Consider the following 21,509-nt stretch of genomic DNA (forward strand, 5'->3'; position numbering starts at 1 on the left):
GCAAGGTAACGAACTGATTTCACGTATTTTTTAATCCTCCAGTAAATCAATATTCGGATTGTTGTCTGGATTTAATATTTAGCTAGAAAAAGGTACTGTCAACTTAACTAAATTGAGTCGTAGTATCCCAGTAGATGATCTCTTAACTACCTGTAATATCACTCCATGTGGCAAAGGCACCAATACTGCTACTTTTGTAAAACTCGACACTACACAAGTGCCTTTGTAAATTGAAGACGTTATACATTAAAGAGATAATACTGAGGAAGCGCTGTACGTGTGACCTACTTTAAAATCTGAATAGCCACCACATCACTAGACGCTAGTTAGCCTTCTTAATAGCTGGACAGTGTCCACGTGACAATGTCCATATTTTAAGAACTCGTAATACAAAAAATCTGACTTTACGATCACTTAGTTACACTCGGTTCTAAAAATAACGACAATGTCGTCCTAAGTAGAAATACTATGCGATTTCGCGAAACGGTACATCAAATTAGCAAACTTAATTTATATATTGGAAGGTTGGTTGACTTAAATCAGATATGAGTGTGTAACAAACTATGGGGCACAAATGAGTTAGCTTACAATTTCACATAACCACACTTCTGGACAAAATCCACCTCTTAAATGGTTTTCGAATATCAATGCATAAACAGCTACCCTTTCTCACTACAACCGTATTTCTACGTGCTGGAAAAACGGAATAAAGCGTAACGAAGCCCCAAGGGAGGCAGTTTTCTTATCTTTACAATTCTGTCAGCTCGTGACGTATTGGAGTTAATCAATTCAAGGTAATCCACAAAACATTGCCGTAAATGACCAATAATCGTTTACACAATTAGAATGTCAGTACTGTCATTAGCTTTGTTTAACCTAGGTATAAAGTAAGGAACAACTCTATTTAATAATAGACACCTTTAATTACTAAACCTCAGGTTAGAAAACCTATTGTTTGTAACACCACTTAATTTTGAACCACACAGCCATTAACTGGTGAGCCCAAAAAAAACAGACAAATCATGGGTCAAGTTTTGTGGTTCAGTCCCCTTGCTTGGCGTTACTAAAATTGTGTCATCTCCCGACACAGTGCCTAAGATTCCCATCTGAAATCGCAAAGAATCCACTAAACGAGCGACAAGCTCAGCCGCTGATGGTGTAGTTTTGATAATAATGAAAAAATGGTTGTAATCAATATCGTTAATCATTTCCTCGATATTGGTTTTCGTTGTTGGCATCTCTAATTCATGAGGAAGCTGATAAACCAGTTGGTTGTTGTCATTGACTATTCTGACTGCACCTAACTTAGTCAGAGTTCGTGATACCATCGACTGGTGAATTTTACCAAGCCCTGCTTTTTCCAAAATATCAACAAGCTGAGCCTGAGAACTAACCGCTTCTTGAAGAATCGCCTGCTTAATTGTTCTAGCAATAGCATCATGTTGAGTGTTTTTAGTCATGAAAATTCATCATTGGTATTGAAGTTGTATTATCATAACTATTAAATGCAAAACGATTCCGTGTTTCAGCACTCAGAAACAGCATATTACTAATAGAAATATGCTGTAACTAATTCCAATATCACATTCTGATATGAGTACCGGACGAACCGTTCATTATTTCGAGAGCTTTGTACAGATCACCAATGTGGCCAATACCTTTTGATCTTTCTGCAAACAGGCAACATGCATCAACCTTTGGCCCCATAGAGCCAGCTGCAAATTGATAACTGCGCATCGTCGCCACAGTTTCATCATATAACTTTTCTTGAGTTGGTTTACCCCAATCAATGCAAACATTTTCTCCCGCAGTCAAAATAAGAAGATCATCTGCATTCAACTCCTGTGCGATCAACGCTGCTGTCATGTCCTTATCAATAACGGCTTCAAAACCAGTGTAGTAACCTTTTTTATCTTTAATTACTGGTACACCACCGCCACCGCCACAGATAACCAAATGATCTTTTTCAAGTAAACTGCGTATAGCATCAATTTCAATAATATCTTTTGGCATAGGGGACGGAACAACACGACGCCATTTGTCACCGTCAGGCTTAATAACCCAATTGTTTGCTTCTGCTAATTGTGTCGCCTCTTCTTTTTCATAAACCGGACCAATAAACTTACTTGGCTCTTTAATGGCAGGATCATTCTTATCAACCTCAACCTGAGTAAGAATAGTTTCAATATTCATATCTGGAAGTTGTTGTTTTAGTTTCTGTTGTAACAAATAGCCTATCATTCCCTGTGTTTCAGCGCCCAAAACATCGAACGGGTATGGTGGGCAGCAGTCCTGATATGCAAGATTTTGTAGAGCCAACAACCCAACTTGTGGCCCATTTCCATGAACCAGCACCAGTCGGTATTTTTCGTGCAGTTTAGCAAGTGCAGTGGCTGTAACTTCTATACTATTCTTTTGATTTTCACAGCTCATAATTTCGCCTCTTTGAAGCAAGGCATTCCCACCAATAGCGACAACTAACGTTGGTTTAATCATTTTTATCTCCGGTTTATTGTATTTCCTGTATTGAATCTTATATTTAAATATAGAAACTAAAACGTGACGAACATCCTAAATTTATATTATTTTAAAAATATTAATATAAATTTAATATTTAACGCCTCTATATCTAGATTCAATAGATAACTATTCACTCTGCATTTAAATACAATATTAATAAAAATTTAAATTACACAATAAATACAAAATATCTTTATTATACAATTAGTTATAATGACAGTAATGTTTTTACTAATTATATTTTTATTTTTGTGAACGCATTCAAATATAAATTAAGTTATCGGGGTAACATACTCAACAAATGATAGAAAACAAAAATCACATGTACATTAATTAATAACCACCATTTTAAATAAAGTTTTTAATTAATTAATTTATAAGGGATACAAATGGCTTTTAATCTTCGCAATCGTAACTTTCTTAAGTTACTTGATCTATCTACTCGTGAAATCCAGCATCTTATTGACCTTTCTGCAGACCTTAAAAAGGCTAAGTATTCAGGTACAGAAAAGCCCCGTCTGCGAGGCAAAAATGTTGCACTAATTTTTGAAAAAAGCTCTACCCGTACTCGCTGCGCATTTGAAGTTGCCGCTTTCGATCAAGGTGCTCAGGTAAGCTATATCGGTCCATCAGGTTCTCAAATCGGTCACAAAGAATCAATGAAGGATACTGCACGAGTATTGGGTCGCATGTATGACGGTATTGAGTACCGTGGGTTTGGGCAGAACATTGTTGAAGAACTGGGAGCCTATGCAGGTGTACCCGTGTGGAACGGACTAACTACAGAGTTCCACCCTACTCAAATTCTGGCTGATTTCTTAACAATGTTAGAGCATGGTAGAGGTAAGAATTTACAGGAAATGACATTTGCCTACTTAGGTGACGCGAGAAACAACATGGGCAACTCACTTTTGGTCGGGGCGGCCAAGATGGGGATGGAAATTCGCATGGTTGCACCAAAAGAGTTCTGGCCAGATGAAAAGCTTGTAGAAGAGTGCCGTGCCATTGCCAAAAGCACCAATGCAAAAATTGTGATGACCGAAAATGTTCAGGAAGGTGTTCAAGGATGTGACTATCTGTATACCGATGTATGGGTCTCTATGGGGGAATCAAAAGAAGCATGGGATGAGCGTGTAAATATGATGACACCATATCAGGTCAATATGAATGTAATCGAAATGACTGGTAATCCACACGTAAAATTCATGCACTGTCTTCCCGCTTTCCATAACGATGAAACTATCGTTGGTGCAGAAGTGGCTGAAAAATATGGCATGAAAGGCCTAGAAGTCGATGAAGAAGTATTTGAGTCCGAATACTCGATTGTCTTCGACGAAGCGGAAAACCGTATGCACACAATTAAAGCAGTTATGGTAGCCACGTTAGGTGACTAATATTGTAATAGCCCGACAGCAAAAACTGTCGGGTGTTTTTTGGAGATCAAATTATGTCAAGCGTAGCCGTTCCTCGACCAAAATTTAGAGCTTTTCCTAGCGCTTTCACCATTTTATTTGTTATTACTCTGCTGGCTGTAGCGTGTACATGGCTCATCCCAGCGGGGGCTTATTCAAAACTTACCTATAGTTCAGAAACCGGTATGTTGTCGATAGCGACGCCTTCCGGTGAAGTCTCAGCTATTGCAGCTACTCAGGGTGAGCTAGATAAGCTAGGAGTAAACATAAAGGTAGAACAATTTACCGGCGGTATTATCCGCAAGCCTATTGCTGTTCCGGACACCTATGAGCGTGTAGCTCCTGTGCATAAGGGAATTGGAGATGTAACCAAAAGCATGGTTGAAGGTACCATAGAAGGTGCTGATGTGATTGTATTCATTCTGGTTCTTGGTGGCATGATCGGTGTTGTGAATGCAACGGGTGCATTTAATTCCGGTCTGATAGCACTTTCTAAGAAAACCAAAGGGCGTGAGTTCACATTGGTATTCTCAGTGTGTTTGGTAATGGCACTGGGTGGTACTACATGCGGTTTGGAAGAAGAAGCCGTTGCATTTTACCCCATTCTAGTCCCGATCTTCTTATCACTTGGGTATGACTCTATCGTCTGCGTAGGTGCAATATTTCTTGCTGGTTCAATGGGCACCACATTCTCTACTATCAATCCGTTCTCAGTAGTTATTGCGTCTAATGCTGCTGGTATTCCATTTACTGAAGGAATCGAGTTCAGAGTATTTGGTTTGATCGTAGGTTTTGCAGTCGTAGTTAGCTACATGTACTGGTATTGCAAAAAAGTAAAGGCTGATCCAAGTTTTTCATACACCTACGATGACCATGAAGAGTTCGAAGCTCGCTACATGAATGATGTTGATATGGACCATGAAATTCCATTTACATTGCGCCGTAAAGTCATTCTTACCATGTTTGCTTTAGCCTTCCCTCTAATGATTTGGGGTGTATCGGTGGGAGGATGGTGGTTTCCGACGATGGCAGCGTCCTTTCTAGCGATTACCATCGTTATTATGTTTATCTCTGGGCTATCAGAGAAAAAATTGATGGACTCGTTTACAAAAGGCGCATCAGAGCTAGTTGGCGTATCGCTAATCATTGGTCTTGCCCGAGGTGTAAACCTGGTTCTAGAGAACGGTATGATCTCCGATACTATCCTGTTCGCAGCCTCAGACTTAGTGTCTGGAATGGAAGGTGGCGTATTTATCGTGGTTCAAATGCTGGTTTTTGCCTTGCTTGGTTTTATCGTTCCATCATCCTCGGGTCTGGCTGTACTTTCTATGCCTATTATGGCACCGCTAGCTGATACCGTTGGTATCCCCCGCGAAATCGTTGTGTCCGCTTATAACTGGGGGCAGTATGCAATGCTATTCCTAACCCCAACAGGCTTGGTACTTGCGACATTGCAAATGCTAGGTATGTCTTACAACAAGTGGCTGAAATTTGTATGGCCGATGGTCTTATTCGTACTTGGCTTTGGCGCACTAATGTTGGTTATTCAAGTTGCAATGATCTAGGGAATGTCTCAAGTAAAGAGAAGCGGTAGCTTTTTATCAACGCCTTGTTTGATTTTAAATCACCCGCTCTCTTTTCCTTTACCAATTAGTATTCACTTCACATAACGTTCCAACTAAAACTTACACAAAAATTTATTCATATAGGAGATATACTGAAATGAGTGGCGATATCATAAAACTTTCAAGAAATACCGAAAATGCACCAATAGACTCATTTTCTACCCAGACTGTCGCATTTTCTCACTACAATAATATTTCGGCTCAACTGCCTGTCGATCTTAAGACCGGTGAAATTGTCGTAGGTGGTGTAGAAGAGCAGTCAAGGCAGTGTTTGACAAACATTAAAAATATTGTAGAAAGTGTCGGTCATGGCATGTATGACGTTATAAGAATCAATGTATACCTCAAGAATATCTCAGATATTGACGCGGTAGACGCCGTTTATACAACCTTCTTCCAAAACTACTTTCCTACTCGTACTACACTCGCTGTTGCAGCACTGCCAATGAAGGGGGCTTTAGTACAAATGGATGCCGTAATTTCAAACGGAGAAGGAACACACCCACAAGATCCTTGTGAACTTATCAAGTTGGTCAGAAATACAAAGAATGCACCAAGCAACTCTCTATCAACCCAGACGATCGCTTTTTCCCACTACAACCATATTTCGGGTCAATTACCGGTTGATCCTAAAAGCGGCGTTATCGTAACAGGTGGAGCAAAAGAGCAGACCGGCCAGTGCCTAAAGAATATTAAGTCAATTTTAGAAGCTATCGACGTTCCTTTTGATGATATTGTTAAAATCAATATTCATGTCAGAAATCTCACCGATATTGAGCTAGTGGACAAGGTGTATACCACATTCTTCCCGGACTCGGCTATCGCAAGAACGGTAGGTTATGTCCCTGCACGCTCAATCGTTATTGCGTCTGGTTTACCTATGAACGCTTTGGTACAAATTGATGCTACGGTATCTCATGGAGATGGCACCCCACCCCAAGAAGTAGAAGACAGACATGGACTCGCTATCAGACTCAATAACTCAGAAAATGCACCAATAAGCGCTCTATCCACGCAAACCGTCGCTTTTTCTCACTACAACAATATTTCGGCTCAACTCCCAGTAGATCCTGAAAGAGATGACATTGTATCTGTTGGTGTAAAAGAGCAGACAATGCAATGTCTGAACAATATCAAGTCGATTGTAGAAAGCGTTAACCACGTTATGGATGATATCGTTAAAATCAATATCCAACTTACCAATATTGAAGATCTAGATACGGTAAACGAAGCTTACATAACCTTCTTTAAAGGTGAGCTGCCTGCCAGAACTGTCATTGGTGTTTCAGCGAACCCTATGGATGCTCTGGTACAAATTGACGCCATTGTTTCAAACGCTGAGAGTACGCCTCCGCCAGCATGATAAAAACTAAACTCAACACTGACACGATGTAAGATTTGTGCAACTCATGCATGGACATTGTGGGTAAATCTAGGGTACTTCGTAACATTGCACTATTAGGTAATGTTACGAAGCGAAGTAGAATTAGTGATTTTTATGACGGCTAAAAGCTATCTGAGGTTCTGTGAACGCACCAGTGTCGCTTCTCGTTTATGTCATATTCTATCTAGTCTGTCATGCTGCCATCCCTACCAGTTATTTCTGTTTAGGACGGAAAGGCTTTATCACCTCTTCGTTGCATTTCAGGTAAGGACCTTCCATCAGGTCGATACAATAAGGTATCGCAGGGAATACCGCATCCAGACATTCACGAATAGATTTCGGTTTTCCAGGTAGGTTTACAATTAAAGTATCATTGCGAAGACCGGCGGTCTGGCGTGACAAAATAGCAGTTGGAACGAATTTCAGCGATTCAGCACGCATGAGTTCGCCAAAACCAGGCATCATACGATCGCATATGGCTTCTGTTGCTTCAGGAGTGACATCACGCTTTGCCGGCCCTGTGCCTCCCGTTGTAACAATCAGACTACAATTCTGTTTATCAGCCATGTTGATCAATGTGGCTTCAATAACACCCTGTTCATCTGGGATCACTTCGTAGATAGGTTCCCACTCAGAAATTAAATATTCATTCAGAGTTTCAATAATTGCCTTACCAGAAATGTCTTCATATACACCAGCGCTTGCTCGGTCACTGACCGTAACAATACCGATTTTAGCTTTTGTCATTTGTTATCCCTTTGGCCAAATTCTTGTTGAAGGCCAAGTGTAATGAATTAAGTAGAGAGGATAAACCTTGGAGAATAAAAATCCCTGCTCATTTCGTCATGATCAGGGACTCAACGTTCTTTACCTAACCTAACTATACCAATGGCGGGTTAAACGATCTTCTCAGTGCTAACAATAACACCGTCGGTATCTGCATACAGATAGTCGCCTGTTTTCACTTCAATGCCACCAAACGACAACGGGACATCTCTCTTGCCAGAGGTAACAGGAATAGATTTTCTTGAACAGGTGCCCAAAGCATAAAGAACAACCGGGATGTCTTTGATTTGAAACGTATCGCGAATATAACCATTTACGATGATGCCAGCGTAGTGATTGTTATGTGCAAACTTCATTAGGTTTTCACCAACAACAGCAAAATATTCTTGGTCTACATCAACAACGACAACCTTACCTGTGCCATCTTCATCTCTTAGAAGCGTGATCAGATCTGAATTGTTTTTGTTTAACTTAATGGTGATCACCTCACCCTGACATTTATCAGCACCACCAAAGTTTTGGTATCCAGCGCCCAAAACACGTGTCCTTTCTGGGTACTCATCACAGATATCTGCGGTAAAAAATTTCATAAATCATCCTTGTTTTTTATCAATTTTAGACTTGTAAGCTCGTTTCGCATTCTAGCATTCATATATAGCCAAGTAACCCCAATATACTGGCTCAGTAAAAAATTATTGGTACTTGGACACCCACTCTTTTTACATCTTTTTTTAGTGTGGTATGCTGCAAGCAACTGGATCAAAAAAGATGTCCAGACGCCTAATGAACATTGGTATAAATACGAGCGGAATTTCAATTCAGCCATCCAAACAGAAAGACAGACAATCCTAATACGGAAATCAGGAAAGGTTTTTTATGAAAGTAGTGACTGGAGTAGTTGGCAACGATATCCACGTTGTGGCCAACCGACTCATTGAACTATCCCTCGAAGCTAGAGGGTATCAAGTTTTTAATTTGGGTGTGAATACGCACCTAGAAGAATTCTTCGATGCGGTTGTGGAGACCGGCGCCGAAGTACTGCTCATCTCTTCACTTAATGGTGAAGCAGAAGGATGGAGTCGAGAAGTCAGAGCGCTGAAATCTCAATATAAAGGATTGGATGACGTCATCATGATGATTGGTGGCAACCTAACAGTGGGTGCTGGTGACGCAGATGAAATCGTTAAAAAATACAAAAAATATGGCTTTGACTTGGTTTGTCACCAAATCGACCTTAATACTGGCCTTGACCTTTTAGAACAGTTTATAGAAAAGAGAGGTCAAGCATGAGCCTGCTTCAAGAAGAACGTGAGATAATTCTCAGCAATGAGTACGTCGATACCTTTGATTTTGATGAAGTAAATGAATTCGTCACAAACGCTAGCAAAGAACTGTTTATCTCTCACCATTTTAAGAAGAAAGAGAAGATGCTCGTTCAGCCACGCGGTGGTTTCCCAACTTATAAAAAGCAGTTCGCTCTGAATGAGTTTTTCGTTAACGCTAACGTCGATGTGCTCCCTCTTACGATAGACTCAAATACTCGTCTTAACGATTATGGCACGGCGAAAAAAATGCTTCGCCTTAGTGAAGAAAATGACGTAGATATGCTTAACGGCTATCCGTTGGTGAACCACGGCTATCGCACCACGCGTAAAATGATCACGCATTTCAACAAACCGGTCAGTCTACGACACGGTACACCCGATGCGAGGCTACTTATCGAAACGGCCATTGCTTCAGGTATTTTTGAAATTGAAGGCGGTCCAATCACCTATCTGTTGCCCTATTCAAAGAACTTCCCATTAGACAAAGCGTTCATGTATTGGAAATATGTAGAACGTGTTTGCGCGAATTATTCTAAGCTTAATGAACCGATTAATCGCGAATCGTTTGGCCCATTAACGGCCACTTTGGTCCCACCTTCTATAACTATCGTTATCCAACTGTTGGAGATGCTGCTTTCATTGGAGGAAGGGGTTAAGTCTTTTTCTGTGTCGTTCGCGCAGCAAGGTTCAATGAATCAAGATATTGTTACTGGCGCGGTAATTAAGAAATTAGCCAAACATTACGCAGAAGCGATTGGCTGTGGCGATGCCAGTATTCATTTGGTTTATCACCAATGGATGGGGGCTTTCCCAACCAACAAAAGCTATGCAGAACAGTTAATTAACATGTCGACGGTTATTGCATCCATGGTCGGCGCGGACAAAATTATCACCAAAACACGTGAAGAAGCCGTTGGTATTCCAACGAAAGAAGCGAATGCAAAGACCGTTGCCGATACACAATATACACTCCGAATACTCAACGGGTTGCCTAATATCGTTGATGAGCAAGAAGAAGAGATATTAACAGCCGAAGTGATGGCAATTATGGATGCAGTGTTTAACGACCCTGCCGACACGCTGTGGCGGAAAGCCTTTAACTGCATCAAGTGCGGGATAATCGATGTGCCATTTTCTCCGCATATTATTAACCACAACAAGATGATAACTATTCGTGATGCCAACAAAAATATCCGAATCATCGACCGAGGTGGCGTACCAATCCCAGATCGCTGTTTTGAATATGAGCGCTCACAATGCGACCTCAATAAAGACACCACCAGCATCGTTAACGACATAATTCATGATATAGGCATTATGCAATGAGCCAGAACGTAGACAAACTATTTATCGATATCGGTAGTACCTACTTTAAGGTGTCCGATTCAAAACAGATTGAGCAGCATTTCCGAGACTTCAACAAAGATATTCTTGATGATTTGATGCACAAGTGCGGCTCACGAGTCAGCCAGTATGAGAAAGAAAATGTCCATATTTGCTCGTCCGCGAATGGCGGTTTAAGCACGTTAATTATCGGCGTCACAAACTCCTTCTCACTCAAATATGCTACGAATATTGCGTTTAACTCCGGCATCAACATCATTGATACCATTCTCTACCAAAACATCGCTGATTATTCGATTCCTAGTGACTTGGTAGACGTTGTGATTGTTGTGGGAGGTATTAACGCGAATGGCGGTATCTTTGGCGAGCCACTCTATCGCTATTTGGAGCAGCTAAACTATTCCAACATAGTCTTCGTAGGTAACGAACCGGACGCCCTAACGCTCTCGGAAAAAGTGGACAGTTTGGTCACCTTACCGAACATTGTCGACGATCGATTGCATATTGTTGAAGATAACCTTAAAGAGTATCTCACCAATCTTTATCAACTCGATATTGAAGGTAAAGAAGATATCAAGGGTCTATACCAGGTCACCTCTAATCAGATCTACTCGACACCCTATATCGTTAACCAAGCGTTACCTTATGTCGATGCGAGTTTTTCTGTTGTCGACCCATTTATCTTGCTTGATATCGGTGGCGCAACGACAGATATTCATTACTCCAAAGACCTCGTTATTGACGGCAACATCGTGACAGAAAACGAGTACGACCGTCTGGTCTTTAAAAAACTCGGGGTCTATAAATCTAAACAGTCTTTGATCTTCGCTGCACAAAACAATGAATTCGTTTATGAGTTGTTGATGCACCTAAAAGTCACTGAGAATATCTTTGAAGAGCAAAGTGAAAAAGCAACGAAGATTCTGATGCAGCTTTCCATCTTTTTGGTCTTGTGCAAAATTTCACACTATCGAAAAGCGTATATTAATCTCAAGTTATTGGCGATTAACTCTATTGTGATCACTGGGGGAATTACCAAAGTGCTCTCATCCGAAGAGATAGAAGACATCATCGCCTTTTTCTATAAAAAAATTATGACGTCCGACCATAAGCCCGTCACCATTCTAGACAGCAATTATGATATTTGGACTCTTGGTGCAAAAGGAAAATTAGAATGTCAATAAACTGTATTCGAAGCCTACTAGAAAGCGCCGTTGAGACGCATGCCGATAAAACCGCCATCGTCTTGGACGACAGTCAACTCACCTACGCTGAATTGTTCAAAAAGGTGAATCAAGTTGCGCTGTATTTAAAGGAACTTGGCCTCCCTAAAAATACCCGAATTGGTATCTATTCCAATAAACGCATCGAGCAGATGATTGCGGATCTCGCTGTACTTTCAACCGACTATATCTTGGTACCGATGAGTAAAATGCTTAAGCCTGAACAGGTTAAGTACATCATCAAAGATTGTGATATCAAGTGTATTATTACCGATAATATGAAGTTAGAAAGCATTGAAGAGATCGATTTTGACGGCCATGTTATCTCTTATGATACCGCCAATAAAGAGATCGCCTCTTTTGAAGAGATATACAAATACTACAACAAGCCCTATGAGTGCGATATAAGTGGCCACGATTCAGCGGTCATCACTTACTCCTTCGGTCTTTCCGGAACACCTAAAGGTATTGTTATCTCGCATCGTAATCTAATCGATTCCGCGAGAGTCGTTTCTCAGTATCTAAAACTTGAAACCGATGACGTTATCTCCGGAGTGTTGTTCTTCAATCTAGATTACGGCCTAAACCAACTATTTTGTACCCTAATTAAGAAAGCGACACTCGCTATGCACCGCTTTATTCTGCCGGAAGAGTTCTTCAACCATCTGATAGACGACAAAGTGACGGTGCTCCCCGTCATGCCCGTCTATATTTCCCAAATGTTTGATGAAGAATCAACTCGTATTCCAAGTGCAGAACTGTTTGATCGAGTGAAAACCATTACCTCTTCAGGCGGTAACGTCACCGCTAGAATGATAGACGACTGCAAGCGCACTTTCCGTAATGCCGACTTCTATTCGATGCACGGTCTCACCGAGGCGTTCCGATCCACTTATCTTGACCCCTCACAGGTACAGATTCGCCCTAATTCTATAGGTAAGCCGATACCCGACGTAGAGTTATATGTGATAAACGAAGATGGGAAAGAGTGCGCACCACGCGAAGTCGGTGAACTTATCCACCGTGGCGGTTATATCTATAAAGGTTACTGGAATGCACCAGAAGAGACGGCCGAACGCTTTAAGTCTGTCTCAATACTGAAGGATGTTATCAACCTAGAGGGCCAACTTGTCGATGAGACCGTTGTTGCCACAGGTGATTACGTCTATAAAGACGAAGAGGGTTATTTCTACTTCGTTTCTCGTAACGACGACATGATAAAAACTCGAGGTTACCGCGTCTCTCCTTTTGAAGTGGAGTCTGTCGTTGAGAAAAACATCCCCGCCATCGATCGTTGTGCCGTATTTGGATTAGAGAATGAGCTTATCGAAGAAGAGATTGTTTTGGTCTACTCTGCGCCAAGTCAGATAAGTGAAACAGAGATCCTGTTTGAACTAAACAAACACCTTGCCTCTTATATGATTCCTAACAAAGTGGTTTATAAGAAATTTATGCCGCTAATGCAAAACGATAAGAATCAAGTAAACAAAGAAGCATTGAAGCGGGATCTTTCTGCTGTTTAATAATACCAAACGAAGTAAGATTGTGACCAACATGATTGTCACTCCGCCGACCATCAAAAAAGTCATAAATAAAAAAGCCACCTGCAAACAGGTGGCTTTGAATAACCCGATAAGACCCCCTCTATACTCTAACCGGCATCAATCGTCATCAAAGCCTGTCTCTGCTCAGTTTTAAGTTTGCTCTTACTATCAAGAATAAAGACACGACCGGGGTCTATCTCATTTTCAATTAAGAATGTTTTAACCGCTCTTGCTCTCTCTTCCGCAAGGCTACCCAAATCGGTATTGCTGATCGTCTGAGCATTGAGCAATTGGTTATACATACCAATATGCAGTGTTGTCGTAATCTGTTCTGGAATAACCTCAACGCCTTCATTTGAATCGATTAAGACTTGTTCAACTTTCATTCGTTCTTCATTTACGTCTAGTTTCAGTTCTTGCACAAATAGTGCTTGCAGAGCATCGGGTAAAACACCCGTATTTGGTATTCGGCTTGCACTAAAATCTTCTGGTAATTCAGGTAAGCCGCTCGTCTTCAAAAGCTTGTTCTGTAGCCTCGTTTCTGCCAAAGCTCTGCTATCTTCTGCAAGCAATACTGCCCCTTCAACACTGATGCGTAGGTTAGGTCTCGCATTAAGGGCCTCAACAAGCTTTAATAATCGCTCTTGTCCCGGGGAATCTAACACTGAAATCCCTGCTTTATATTGAATCAGGTTGAGTTCTTCATCGCTGCCAACTAAATTGGCAAGCAAAGAAAATGGTGCAGTAATCGCCTTGGTCACTATGTTTACCAGCGCCTTTAGAATAACACCACCAAAGCTAAACTCAGGGCTCTCTACGTCACCATTGACGTCAAATCCAAGATCAATAACACCATCGCCATCCTGAAGTAATCCAATGGCTAGAGTAACTGGCAGGCTTGTCGCCAACGATGACTCACTCGGTTTACCTAGTATCAACTGGTCAACAACGACGTGATTAGTTCCCTTTAATCGATTATTTTCAAGGCGGTAGTTGATGTCGAGTGACAACTGCCCTTTATCGATATAATAGCCAGCGTATGTCCCAGAGTAAGGGTTAACCGAGGTTAACTCGACGCTATTCAAACTGAAATCCAGATCAAGATAGGGGGATTCAATAAGAGGGTTTATTTCTCCAACAAGCGAAACCGGCGCATATTTATCTATATTCCCTTTTATGTCGACTAACGCTTTGGTATCTGGTGTTGTAGAGATATTCTTTATAAAGCCTTCTAAGGATTCAATACCCGATGCGAAGTTAGGCGTAAGTGAATAATCTGCATAAAACGCGGATCCATTAACTATCTGTATCTTTCCAATATCCACCGATAGGTCAGAACCATTTGTTTTATTCGACGTGGCGGTTTTCTGTTTGTCTTCCTGCGTTGTGTTTAATGTCGGTTGTGGCGTCGCCGACTCAGTCTCTGTTGTTTCTGCGCCAGACTTAGAGACTGCACCAATATTTGTGCGTAAATCCTTGGCAACAATCACCTTGGCATAAGGCGTATTCAACAGAATAGTTTTTATCTTAAGGCTGTTATCCGCCTGATCAACTATCAACGAATCGATAGACATTTGCGTCCATTTTAATAACGGCTCTTTTTGCAAGACATCTTTAATCAACAGTTGGTCTATCGCTACTTGCCCCTTATATACCGCTTTTCCTCGGCTGTTAGCAGAAAACCCCCCTTTCGTACTGAAGGAACCTTGACTCAATATAATATTCAGATGTGGATCCAAATACGGTTGAAACTGAGCCAACTCCAGACCAGTTAATTGCACCTGACTGTCTAACTCCTGAGCTTTTATATCCAATTTCCCCTGACTACTAAAGGTTCCCCGTGTACGACTAGGTTGCTTATTAATCTCTGAGGCAATCCCAAAATCAAATGTATAATCGACTGGAGCGCTAAGATCACTACTTACCGGACCGACGCTAATGTTGAGTGGATGCACTCGCCAACGTACGCCACCACTTACCATTCCTTCTTTTAGGTTGATATCCGTCTGCTGCATATCAAATAAATTGAGTTGCACCAACCACTCTTTATCTTCCGCAACTGAACGCCGAGTCTCATCTGCACTCGATATCGACGTTTCTTTTTCCGTTGACGCTTCTTTGCCCGCTGAATCGTCCTTCACAATAGGCGGAGTATTTTTTACCTTAGCCGTGAAACGACGTTGTAAATCAAGTCCTTTATTACTCAGGTCACCGTCTATCCAAAGCCCCATTAACGAGAGCTTTTCTAGGTCAATACGTTGGGAAGTGGTATCAACTGATATGCCAGTAAGCTCTAGAGTGGGCAGTTTCAGTTTTGGTTGTTGCTTATAGTCGAAAATCACATCCGCTAAAGAAAATTGCCCCTGACTGGCAATAAATCCTAACTGTTCATTGTCTTGCTTAAGATGATAATTAGAAGCAAAACTCGTTTCACCGGAACTCAATTCGGCCTCAATAACATGGTCAGTAAACGGCCAAAGTGGTGCAAGTTGCAACTTGACTAAGCTGATATCACCGCTGAATTCCAAAGGTTGGAGTTGAAACTGGCCGTCTATTTGCAACTTGCTTTGATCTATCCCGGTCATCCCCAAACGATAGATATTGGCGATTGAATTGATCGACGGTGTTTGTGTGTTGGATTCTGTCACTGTAGGCGCGGTCAATGTAAATGCGGTCGTATCCAGCTCACTGAGGTGAAAATTGATGTTCTGATAGCCAAGTTCTACTCCTGTCTGTTCGTCTTCAAAATCAACCTGACCATTGCTCAAACTTATAGAGTGTGTTTTTGCGGCAAACAGTTTATCGGACGTCGGTTTGTGTTCTTGTTCGTCTACGGCCGTGTCCATATCAGAGCTTGAATCAATTGCTTGCTTAGTCGTCAGCTTTTGGACTATGTCACTAAAATTGAAGGTCATCTTTTCCTTCTCACCATTTAATCGAGCAAGAAAAATATAAGGGTTTTGAACCGTCAGGTATTCTAGGGTCGGCGTAAGACTAACGATACTTTGCCAAAAATTAAATTCAACCTTTAGCTGCTTAACACTTACAAAGGCACCCATTTCATCTCGTTTTGCAATGACCACGTCATTAATTTCTGCTCGTAGCAAAAATGGGTTAATTTTAACTTCTGAAATTTCGACCTCTCGTCCAAGAATTTCTGTCAACTGTTTAGGCGCTTGAGATTGTAAAACGGCAGGCACGACAAGACCTAGCAATCCAGCGTAAATGGCATAACTCACTAATACATAAGTACAAATTCTTATCAACTTCGGGGCAGATTTAAAACGATTGAAGGCACTAGCAAAGGTATTTTTCATACAGTAATCCATACTCTGAAATACAACGCATCTATAGAAAATGCATTAAAGGTAAGTCTAATATAACTCTATCCTATAGCGTACGGTTAAACCAGTGCGACCAACGTGATTTTGGTGTTGCAATCCAATTATTTTACCATTAATATCCGCATCGTCTTTGGGGAGTAACTTGCCAAAACGCCTTGCCGCGTTAATGGTTTGTCCGTCAACATAATTGATGCAAAATCATCATGGCGTTCAAGATTCGGTTGACATCGAATTTAGTGAGACCATAGACAATGAACACTATCCGAGGTGGGAGGTGTGCGTTGTCTTAGGTTTTATAATTCCCACCCTATCAGAGATTATTTTGAGTGTACTAGCCATATCTATCACCACCGTCGCACTTGCCGAGATCGGCGACAAAACCCAACTTCTGTCCTTGTTACTTGCAAGTCGATATCGAAAACCCATTCCTATTATTACGGCTATTTTCTTAGCGACTATTGCAAATCATGCTTTAGCTGCCTATTTAGGCGTTGTAGTAGCGGATTATATTAACCCTGAAATGCTCACATGGGTTCTCGCCGTTAGTTTCTTAGCGATGGCAGGATGGGTACTTATCCCTGATAAATTAGACGAAGACGAAAGCATATCGAACAAAGGGCCTTTCGTTGCCAGTTTTGTTGCCTTCTTTATAGCAGAAATAGGAGACAAAACTCAGATTGCAACATCTATCCTTGGTGCGCAGTATTCCGATGCCCTTACGTTAGTGGTGCTAGGGACGACTATCGGTATGTTGCTTGCAAATGTCCCCGTGGTTCTGATTGGTAAACTCTCTGCAGACAAACTGCCACTGGCACTGATTCGAAAAATCACAGCTGGGTTATTTATAATATTAGCTATTGGTGCTATCAGCCTTTAGCTCTTCATGTCGGATGCAGATATGAATGGGATCGAGTTATTTTTGCATAATTACATTCCACTCTTCTCGAATATAAAGGTGATCTATGTCACATTTGAATATAAATATGTGACCTATATTTAATTAGGGACTGATTCTCAGGAGGAGATATGCGATATCAAGTTAAAGAAGCATTCGATAAATTTATCGATATCACTAGCGTTAAACCTAATCATTTGCTTGTAACAAGTGCGATACCAAATGACATTAGGCTCGCTTACATTGATAGTGAACAAAGGGCATTCGAACTTAAGTATTCTGACGGGCATTTATATCTACTAGACGACATTGAACAACAATGGTTTCCTTTAGACAACGGTAGATATTAGTCAATTTCACCTTATAAAAGGCGTAAAGGTTTTTTCCTCTACGCCTTTTATTATTAAACGTTTAGGACTCGTTCCTCTCTTTTCTTATCCAGTAGAGCCCACTTTTCCCTGCTGCTTAAACCCGTTTAATCTTTTTAACAAACCAAGAATATAACTCATCAATTTATGCTAACTAAATTTAAATGAACAAATGTTCAAGTATTAATTGAACGACTGTTCATTTTATATTATAGTCTTTCACATCAACGTGGTAAGCATTACATACCTCACCACCATCACATCACTTTTGAATGGCTAATGACAAGGAATATAAACATGACCGAGTTTACTCTTCACACTGTAGAAACAGCACCTGAAGCAAGCAAAACATTACTAGAAGGTTCAATCAAAGCATTCGGTATGCTTCCTGGTTTGCATGCGGTAATGGCAGAATCACCGGAATTGTTGGAGGGTTATCAAACACTGCACAAATTGTTCTCTGACTCTTCATTCAATGCTGAAGAGCTCACGGTTGTCTGGCAAACGATTAACGTTGAACATGAATGCCACTATTGCGTACCAGCACACACTGGAATAGCAAATATGATGAAGGTCGACCCAGCGTTAACCGAAGCACTACGTAATAAAGGAAAAATGACAACGGCAAAACTGCAGGTTCTTCATGATACGACGCTATTAATGGTGCGCGATCGTGGCGTGATTTCAAATGCGGATATTGAAACCTTTTTTGCTGCTGGTTATGGTCAGCGCCAATTGCTTGAAATTGTGTTGGGGTTATCTCAGAAAATCATGAGTAACTACACCAACCATCTGGCAAATACGCCTGTAGATAAAGCGTTTGAAAAATTACTTTGGAAATAAATACGTAGATTTTATCTTCTATATATAAAAGTCCACTGCCTTCGACTTAATTACCAAGCCAGTACCCTTTCGCTGGCTATTTTTTTGTCAAAAATTACATTTATCATAAGACATGACACGAGAATTACGATGAAACAAATTAATCCCAGGATCCTTGTTCAACCGCTTTATTATGTAGCTCAACCGCTTTTAGCGATAGTACCTCTTCAATAAAGCGCTCTAAAATTGGCACAAATTCTTCTATATACTGCAAACACAATCTAAAAGTCGTCAGTAATGACCCGCTACTTTCAACTTGGCTATACCCTTGCGGGATCGGTAACATCATTTCTTTGTACAATGTGCCATAAATACTCACCGCAATCGTTGCTTCAAATGACTCTATCGCTTCGTCTAACATCAGTTCAGTTTGAGAATTAACACCCACGCGAATAGTCGATGGATTCCCCAAAATTTCTGTTGTGATAGAAAGTACATCGAATCGCTCACTAACAAAAATCGAAAAATTCACACCGGGTATCTCAGGTGAGCTAAATGTGGTTTGGTTGCCGGGACGTAAAGCCTGCAGAATTTTTCCGTATATTTTATCCATAGTATAAGTCATAAGAGGCGTGGATGCAGACGCCCATACCGACTATCGTTCCTCAAAAAGTGGTATATAAAACTAATTATTGATTATATTTTCAATATTCGCCAAGTTTAATCGTTAATAGAGTCACGTAATTCTCGGACATATCTCAATTTAGCGTATAACATACCAGAAATAGGTAACCAGTTGTTACACATATACATTATTCATATGGAAGTGGGTTACACACGCAATTTATAAATGATTAACAAGACGGATTTTCTCTCTTATCTGGTACCAATTGATAAGGAGGTGACATGAAAAACCGATTTCAGTTCTACTGATAGGAATAACCAGCGATGTCTTAATGCCAATTGTCTCTGCTGAACAAATGATTCGAAATGGTGCATTTAACGATGGTATTGACGGTTGGTGGACAACCGGAGGTAGCGTTTCAACGCAAGATAATCAAGCGTGTATGGACATTGAATTAAAAACATAACCGCACATCTCACGTTGTGCGGCTTTTTAAAGGTATTTACCCTAATAAGGCTTGTACTTCTCGCCTTGGTGATAACGGCGTGGCCTTCGCTTTTCCTAGACGAAATAACATCTGTACGGTTTCATGGTTTTGTACGTGATAGTGTTTTTTAAACTCCGCCTGCAGAGGCAGCATATCTTCATACTCCTGCAATATTTGGCTCATGGGATGCTGGGCAATACCTAATGCCGATGTTGTTAGATTAAGGCGGTTATATAGCCGTCCAATTTCTACTTGTGTCTTTCGGCTATTGTCTTGACTTGAAAGTAACGCAAAATGTTGGGTGCTATTCGCGACATTTTGCGTCAACTTCACCCCTTCTTTACCAAAACTAGAGGGGTCTTTTTCTGATTGAGCTCGGCTTAAAAAGAACGCTTCCGCGACCATACGCTTAACGCCAACGACACCATTTTGGGGCAAACCAAACCCATCTCGATGCTGAGCAAACTCTTCATCATCAAAACGAAACATAGCAATAGTTTCCATGTTCCTCGCTCGTTCTTTCTCTTCTATTTTCATCGCCTTAATGACAAAGTCAGCCATGTTTTTTGTCTCCGACGACTCGTCAACAATGCGTAGTAAAAACGGACTATCTTCAACTAATTTTTCAAGCCTCTCCCTATCCGGCTTTGGTACCTTATTGTCAGTGTAAGGCGTCTTATTCGACTGTCGACTAAGTAACTGGGTAAATAGTGGGTCTGTCTGAATATCCGGCTGTTTTATTAACTTGATTGAGGCCACAGGCAGCGCAACAAGGCTTTTATCGTCATACTCCCCTTCAGGAAAATACACCACATCCGCTTTAAAACCAAAATAGGTCGCTGCGATAACTAGGCTTTCGATAAAGGTACCCTGGCTTATATGAATTTGACGATGAACAGGGTCGGTTTCAGGCAGTAGGCGCTCTGAGTCAACAAAGAGCATGATTTCGTTTTGACCATGCAGCGTTACTTTCCATGGCTGCTTATTGTGCGCATTCGGACACAACATCGCATAACTTAAAAGTGTTTTTCTTATGTCATCATAGGTATGTACTGGCCTAAATGATTCAGATTTCGCACCATTTATTTGATCGAGCAAAAGAGGACTTGCTGCTAAAACAACAGCCCCTGTTCCCATCACTTTTATAAAATTTCTTCTGTTCATCACTTTCACTCCGTCCAATACACTGATAATATACATTCCACGGAATAATTATATGCATTCCATGGAATGTATATCAAGGTATTTTTACGTTATGACCAAAACTAAACAAGAGTTATATGCTAACCTATTTATATCATTAGGTATTATTCATCAACTTAATGATAACTGGATAGCTAAGGTATTAGCTCCACTAGGATTAAATCAATCTCAATTCAATTTGCTCAATCATTTCTCTCACCAACCGGAAAGATCACAAACGGTCAGTCAACTCGCTCAGGTGATGCAAATGAATCAACCAGGCATAACCAAAGTGATTAATAAGCTCGCCGAGTTTGGCTTAATTGACATCACAAAAGACGACCATGACGGCCGAAAAAAATGGGTGAGTATCAATAGCACGGGCTTGGAGAAAGTAAACAATGCTCGCGAGAGTTTTATTCCTAAATTGGACGCCTGTTTTCAAGATTGGGATGAAAAAGAGATGCAACAAATGTTAAGTAAAATTGACAAGTTGAAAACGTGGTTAGATGAACATAGAGAATGAAACCATCAATGGCAAAAAAACCGAAACCTAGCACATAGAGTATCACCTGATCTTGTCCCGCAATCTGTGTAATTGCCTATTATTCGCCTCATAATGA

Annotated in this window: 19 protein-coding genes; 12 read left to right on the top strand and 7 right to left on the bottom strand. The window is 40.8% G+C overall.

Annotated elements, in window-relative coordinates; genetic code table 11:
• Nucleotides 1-989: 989 nt before the first annotated feature.
• Entirely contained in the window at nt 990-1,460 is a 471-nt protein-coding gene (locus tag L3V77_RS09910; RefSeq protein WP_275133999.1) for an arginine repressor, read from the bottom strand.
• A 121-nt stretch (nt 1,461-1,581) separates the two neighbouring features.
• Complete coding sequence (arcC, locus tag L3V77_RS09915; RefSeq protein ID WP_275134000.1) at nt 1,582-2,496, bottom strand: carbamate kinase; 915 nt, start codon at nt 2,494-2,496, stop codon at nt 1,582-1,584.
• Between the two features lie 413 nt (nt 2,497-2,909).
• On the opposite strand from arcC, the gene argF reads away from it, so the two are divergent.
• The 3 genes from argF to L3V77_RS09930 all read left to right on the top strand — a co-directional run bounded on the left by argF (nt 2,910) and on the right by L3V77_RS09930 (nt 6,920).
• On the top strand, nt 2,910-3,914 hold the full coding sequence (argF, locus tag L3V77_RS09920; protein ID WP_275134001.1) for an ornithine carbamoyltransferase: 1,005 nt from the start codon (nt 2,910-2,912) through the stop codon (nt 3,912-3,914).
• Between the two features lie 53 nt (nt 3,915-3,967).
• Nucleotides 3,968-5,497: a YfcC family protein gene (locus tag L3V77_RS09925; RefSeq protein WP_275134002.1), complete on the top strand. Its 1,530-nt coding sequence runs from the start codon at nt 3,968-3,970 to the stop codon at nt 5,495-5,497.
• 157 nt (nt 5,498-5,654) lie between these two features.
• Nucleotides 5,655-6,920: a RidA family protein gene (locus L3V77_RS09930; RefSeq protein WP_275134003.1), complete on the top strand. Its 1,266-nt coding sequence runs from the start codon at nt 5,655-5,657 to the stop codon at nt 6,918-6,920.
• A 234-nt stretch (nt 6,921-7,154) separates the two neighbouring features.
• On the opposite strand, the gene mog is transcribed toward L3V77_RS09930, so the two are convergent.
• Nucleotides 7,155-7,688, bottom strand: a complete 534-nt coding sequence (gene mog / locus L3V77_RS09935) for a molybdopterin adenylyltransferase (protein ID WP_275134004.1) — start codon at nt 7,686-7,688, stop codon at nt 7,155-7,157.
• Between the two features lie 149 nt (nt 7,689-7,837).
• Complete coding sequence (gene rraA / locus L3V77_RS09940) at nt 7,838-8,317, bottom strand: ribonuclease E activity regulator RraA (protein WP_275134005.1); 480 nt, start codon at nt 8,315-8,317, stop codon at nt 7,838-7,840.
• Nucleotides 8,318-8,603: 286 nt separating this feature from the next.
• On the opposite strand from rraA, the gene glmS reads away from it, so the two are divergent.
• Genes glmS through L3V77_RS09960 form a run of 4 tightly spaced genes read left to right on the top strand, consistent with a single transcriptional unit; the run spans nt 8,604 to nt 13,142 of the window.
• Complete coding sequence (glmS, locus tag L3V77_RS09945; RefSeq protein WP_275134006.1) at nt 8,604-9,017, top strand: methylaspartate mutase subunit S; 414 nt, start codon at nt 8,604-8,606, stop codon at nt 9,015-9,017.
• Nucleotides 9,014-10,378, top strand: a complete 1,365-nt coding sequence (locus L3V77_RS09950) for a methylaspartate mutase (protein ID WP_195703460.1) — start codon at nt 9,014-9,016, stop codon at nt 10,376-10,378. Before glmS ends, L3V77_RS09950 begins: the two co-directional genes overlap by 4 nt.
• The gene (locus tag L3V77_RS09955; RefSeq protein WP_275134007.1) at nt 10,375-11,580 is read left to right on the top strand and encodes a glutamate mutase L; all 1,206 of its coding nucleotides are present in this window, start codon (nt 10,375-10,377) and stop codon (nt 11,578-11,580) included. The genes L3V77_RS09950 and L3V77_RS09955 overlap by 4 nt, the downstream gene beginning before the upstream one ends.
• A complete protein-coding gene (locus L3V77_RS09960) occupies nt 11,571-13,142 on the top strand; it encodes an AMP-binding protein (RefSeq protein ID WP_275134008.1) in 1,572 nt (523 codons plus the stop codon). Before L3V77_RS09955 ends, L3V77_RS09960 begins: the two co-directional genes overlap by 10 nt.
• A 128-nt stretch (nt 13,143-13,270) precedes the next feature.
• Here L3V77_RS09960 and L3V77_RS09965 read toward each other — a convergent pair whose 3' ends face one another.
• Complete coding sequence (locus L3V77_RS09965; protein WP_275134009.1) at nt 13,271-16,480, bottom strand: DUF748 domain-containing protein; 3,210 nt, start codon at nt 16,478-16,480, stop codon at nt 13,271-13,273.
• Nucleotides 16,481-16,829: 349 nt separating this feature from the next.
• On the opposite strand from L3V77_RS09965, the gene L3V77_RS09970 reads away from it, so the two are divergent.
• The 3 genes from L3V77_RS09970 to L3V77_RS09980 all read left to right on the top strand — a co-directional run bounded on the left by L3V77_RS09970 (nt 16,830) and on the right by L3V77_RS09980 (nt 18,613).
• The gene (locus tag L3V77_RS09970) at nt 16,830-17,384 is read left to right on the top strand and encodes a TMEM165/GDT1 family protein (RefSeq protein WP_275134010.1); all 555 of its coding nucleotides are present in this window, start codon (nt 16,830-16,832) and stop codon (nt 17,382-17,384) included.
• A 149-nt stretch (nt 17,385-17,533) separates the two neighbouring features.
• Entirely contained in the window at nt 17,534-17,752 is a 219-nt protein-coding gene (locus L3V77_RS09975; RefSeq protein ID WP_275134011.1) for a hypothetical protein, read from the top strand.
• Between the two features lie 315 nt (nt 17,753-18,067).
• On the top strand, nt 18,068-18,613 hold the full coding sequence (locus tag L3V77_RS09980) for a carboxymuconolactone decarboxylase family protein (protein ID WP_275134012.1): 546 nt from the start codon (nt 18,068-18,070) through the stop codon (nt 18,611-18,613).
• Nucleotides 18,614-18,752: 139 nt separating this feature from the next.
• Here L3V77_RS09980 and L3V77_RS09985 read toward each other — a convergent pair whose 3' ends face one another.
• Nucleotides 18,753-19,205: a hypothetical protein gene (locus tag L3V77_RS09985; RefSeq protein ID WP_275134013.1), complete on the bottom strand. Its 453-nt coding sequence runs from the start codon at nt 19,203-19,205 to the stop codon at nt 18,753-18,755.
• A 343-nt stretch (nt 19,206-19,548) separates the two neighbouring features.
• On the opposite strand from L3V77_RS09985, the gene L3V77_RS09990 reads away from it, so the two are divergent.
• Nucleotides 19,549-19,683, top strand: a complete 135-nt coding sequence (locus L3V77_RS09990; protein ID WP_275134014.1) for a hypothetical protein — start codon at nt 19,549-19,551, stop codon at nt 19,681-19,683.
• A 36-nt stretch (nt 19,684-19,719) separates the two neighbouring features.
• Here L3V77_RS09990 and L3V77_RS09995 read toward each other — a convergent pair whose 3' ends face one another.
• The gene (locus L3V77_RS09995; RefSeq protein ID WP_275134015.1) at nt 19,720-20,868 is read right to left on the bottom strand and encodes a twin-arginine translocation pathway signal protein; all 1,149 of its coding nucleotides are present in this window, start codon (nt 20,866-20,868) and stop codon (nt 19,720-19,722) included.
• A gap of 91 nt (nt 20,869-20,959) precedes the next feature.
• Between L3V77_RS09995 and L3V77_RS10000 the strand changes: the two genes are divergently transcribed.
• On the top strand, nt 20,960-21,412 hold the full coding sequence (locus L3V77_RS10000) for a MarR family winged helix-turn-helix transcriptional regulator (RefSeq protein WP_275134016.1): 453 nt from the start codon (nt 20,960-20,962) through the stop codon (nt 21,410-21,412).
• Nucleotides 21,413-21,509 lie beyond the last annotated feature (97 nt).

The organism is Vibrio sp. DW001 (assembly GCF_029016285.1).
In the GTDB taxonomy this organism is placed as follows: Bacteria; Pseudomonadota; Gammaproteobacteria; order Enterobacterales; family Vibrionaceae; genus Vibrio.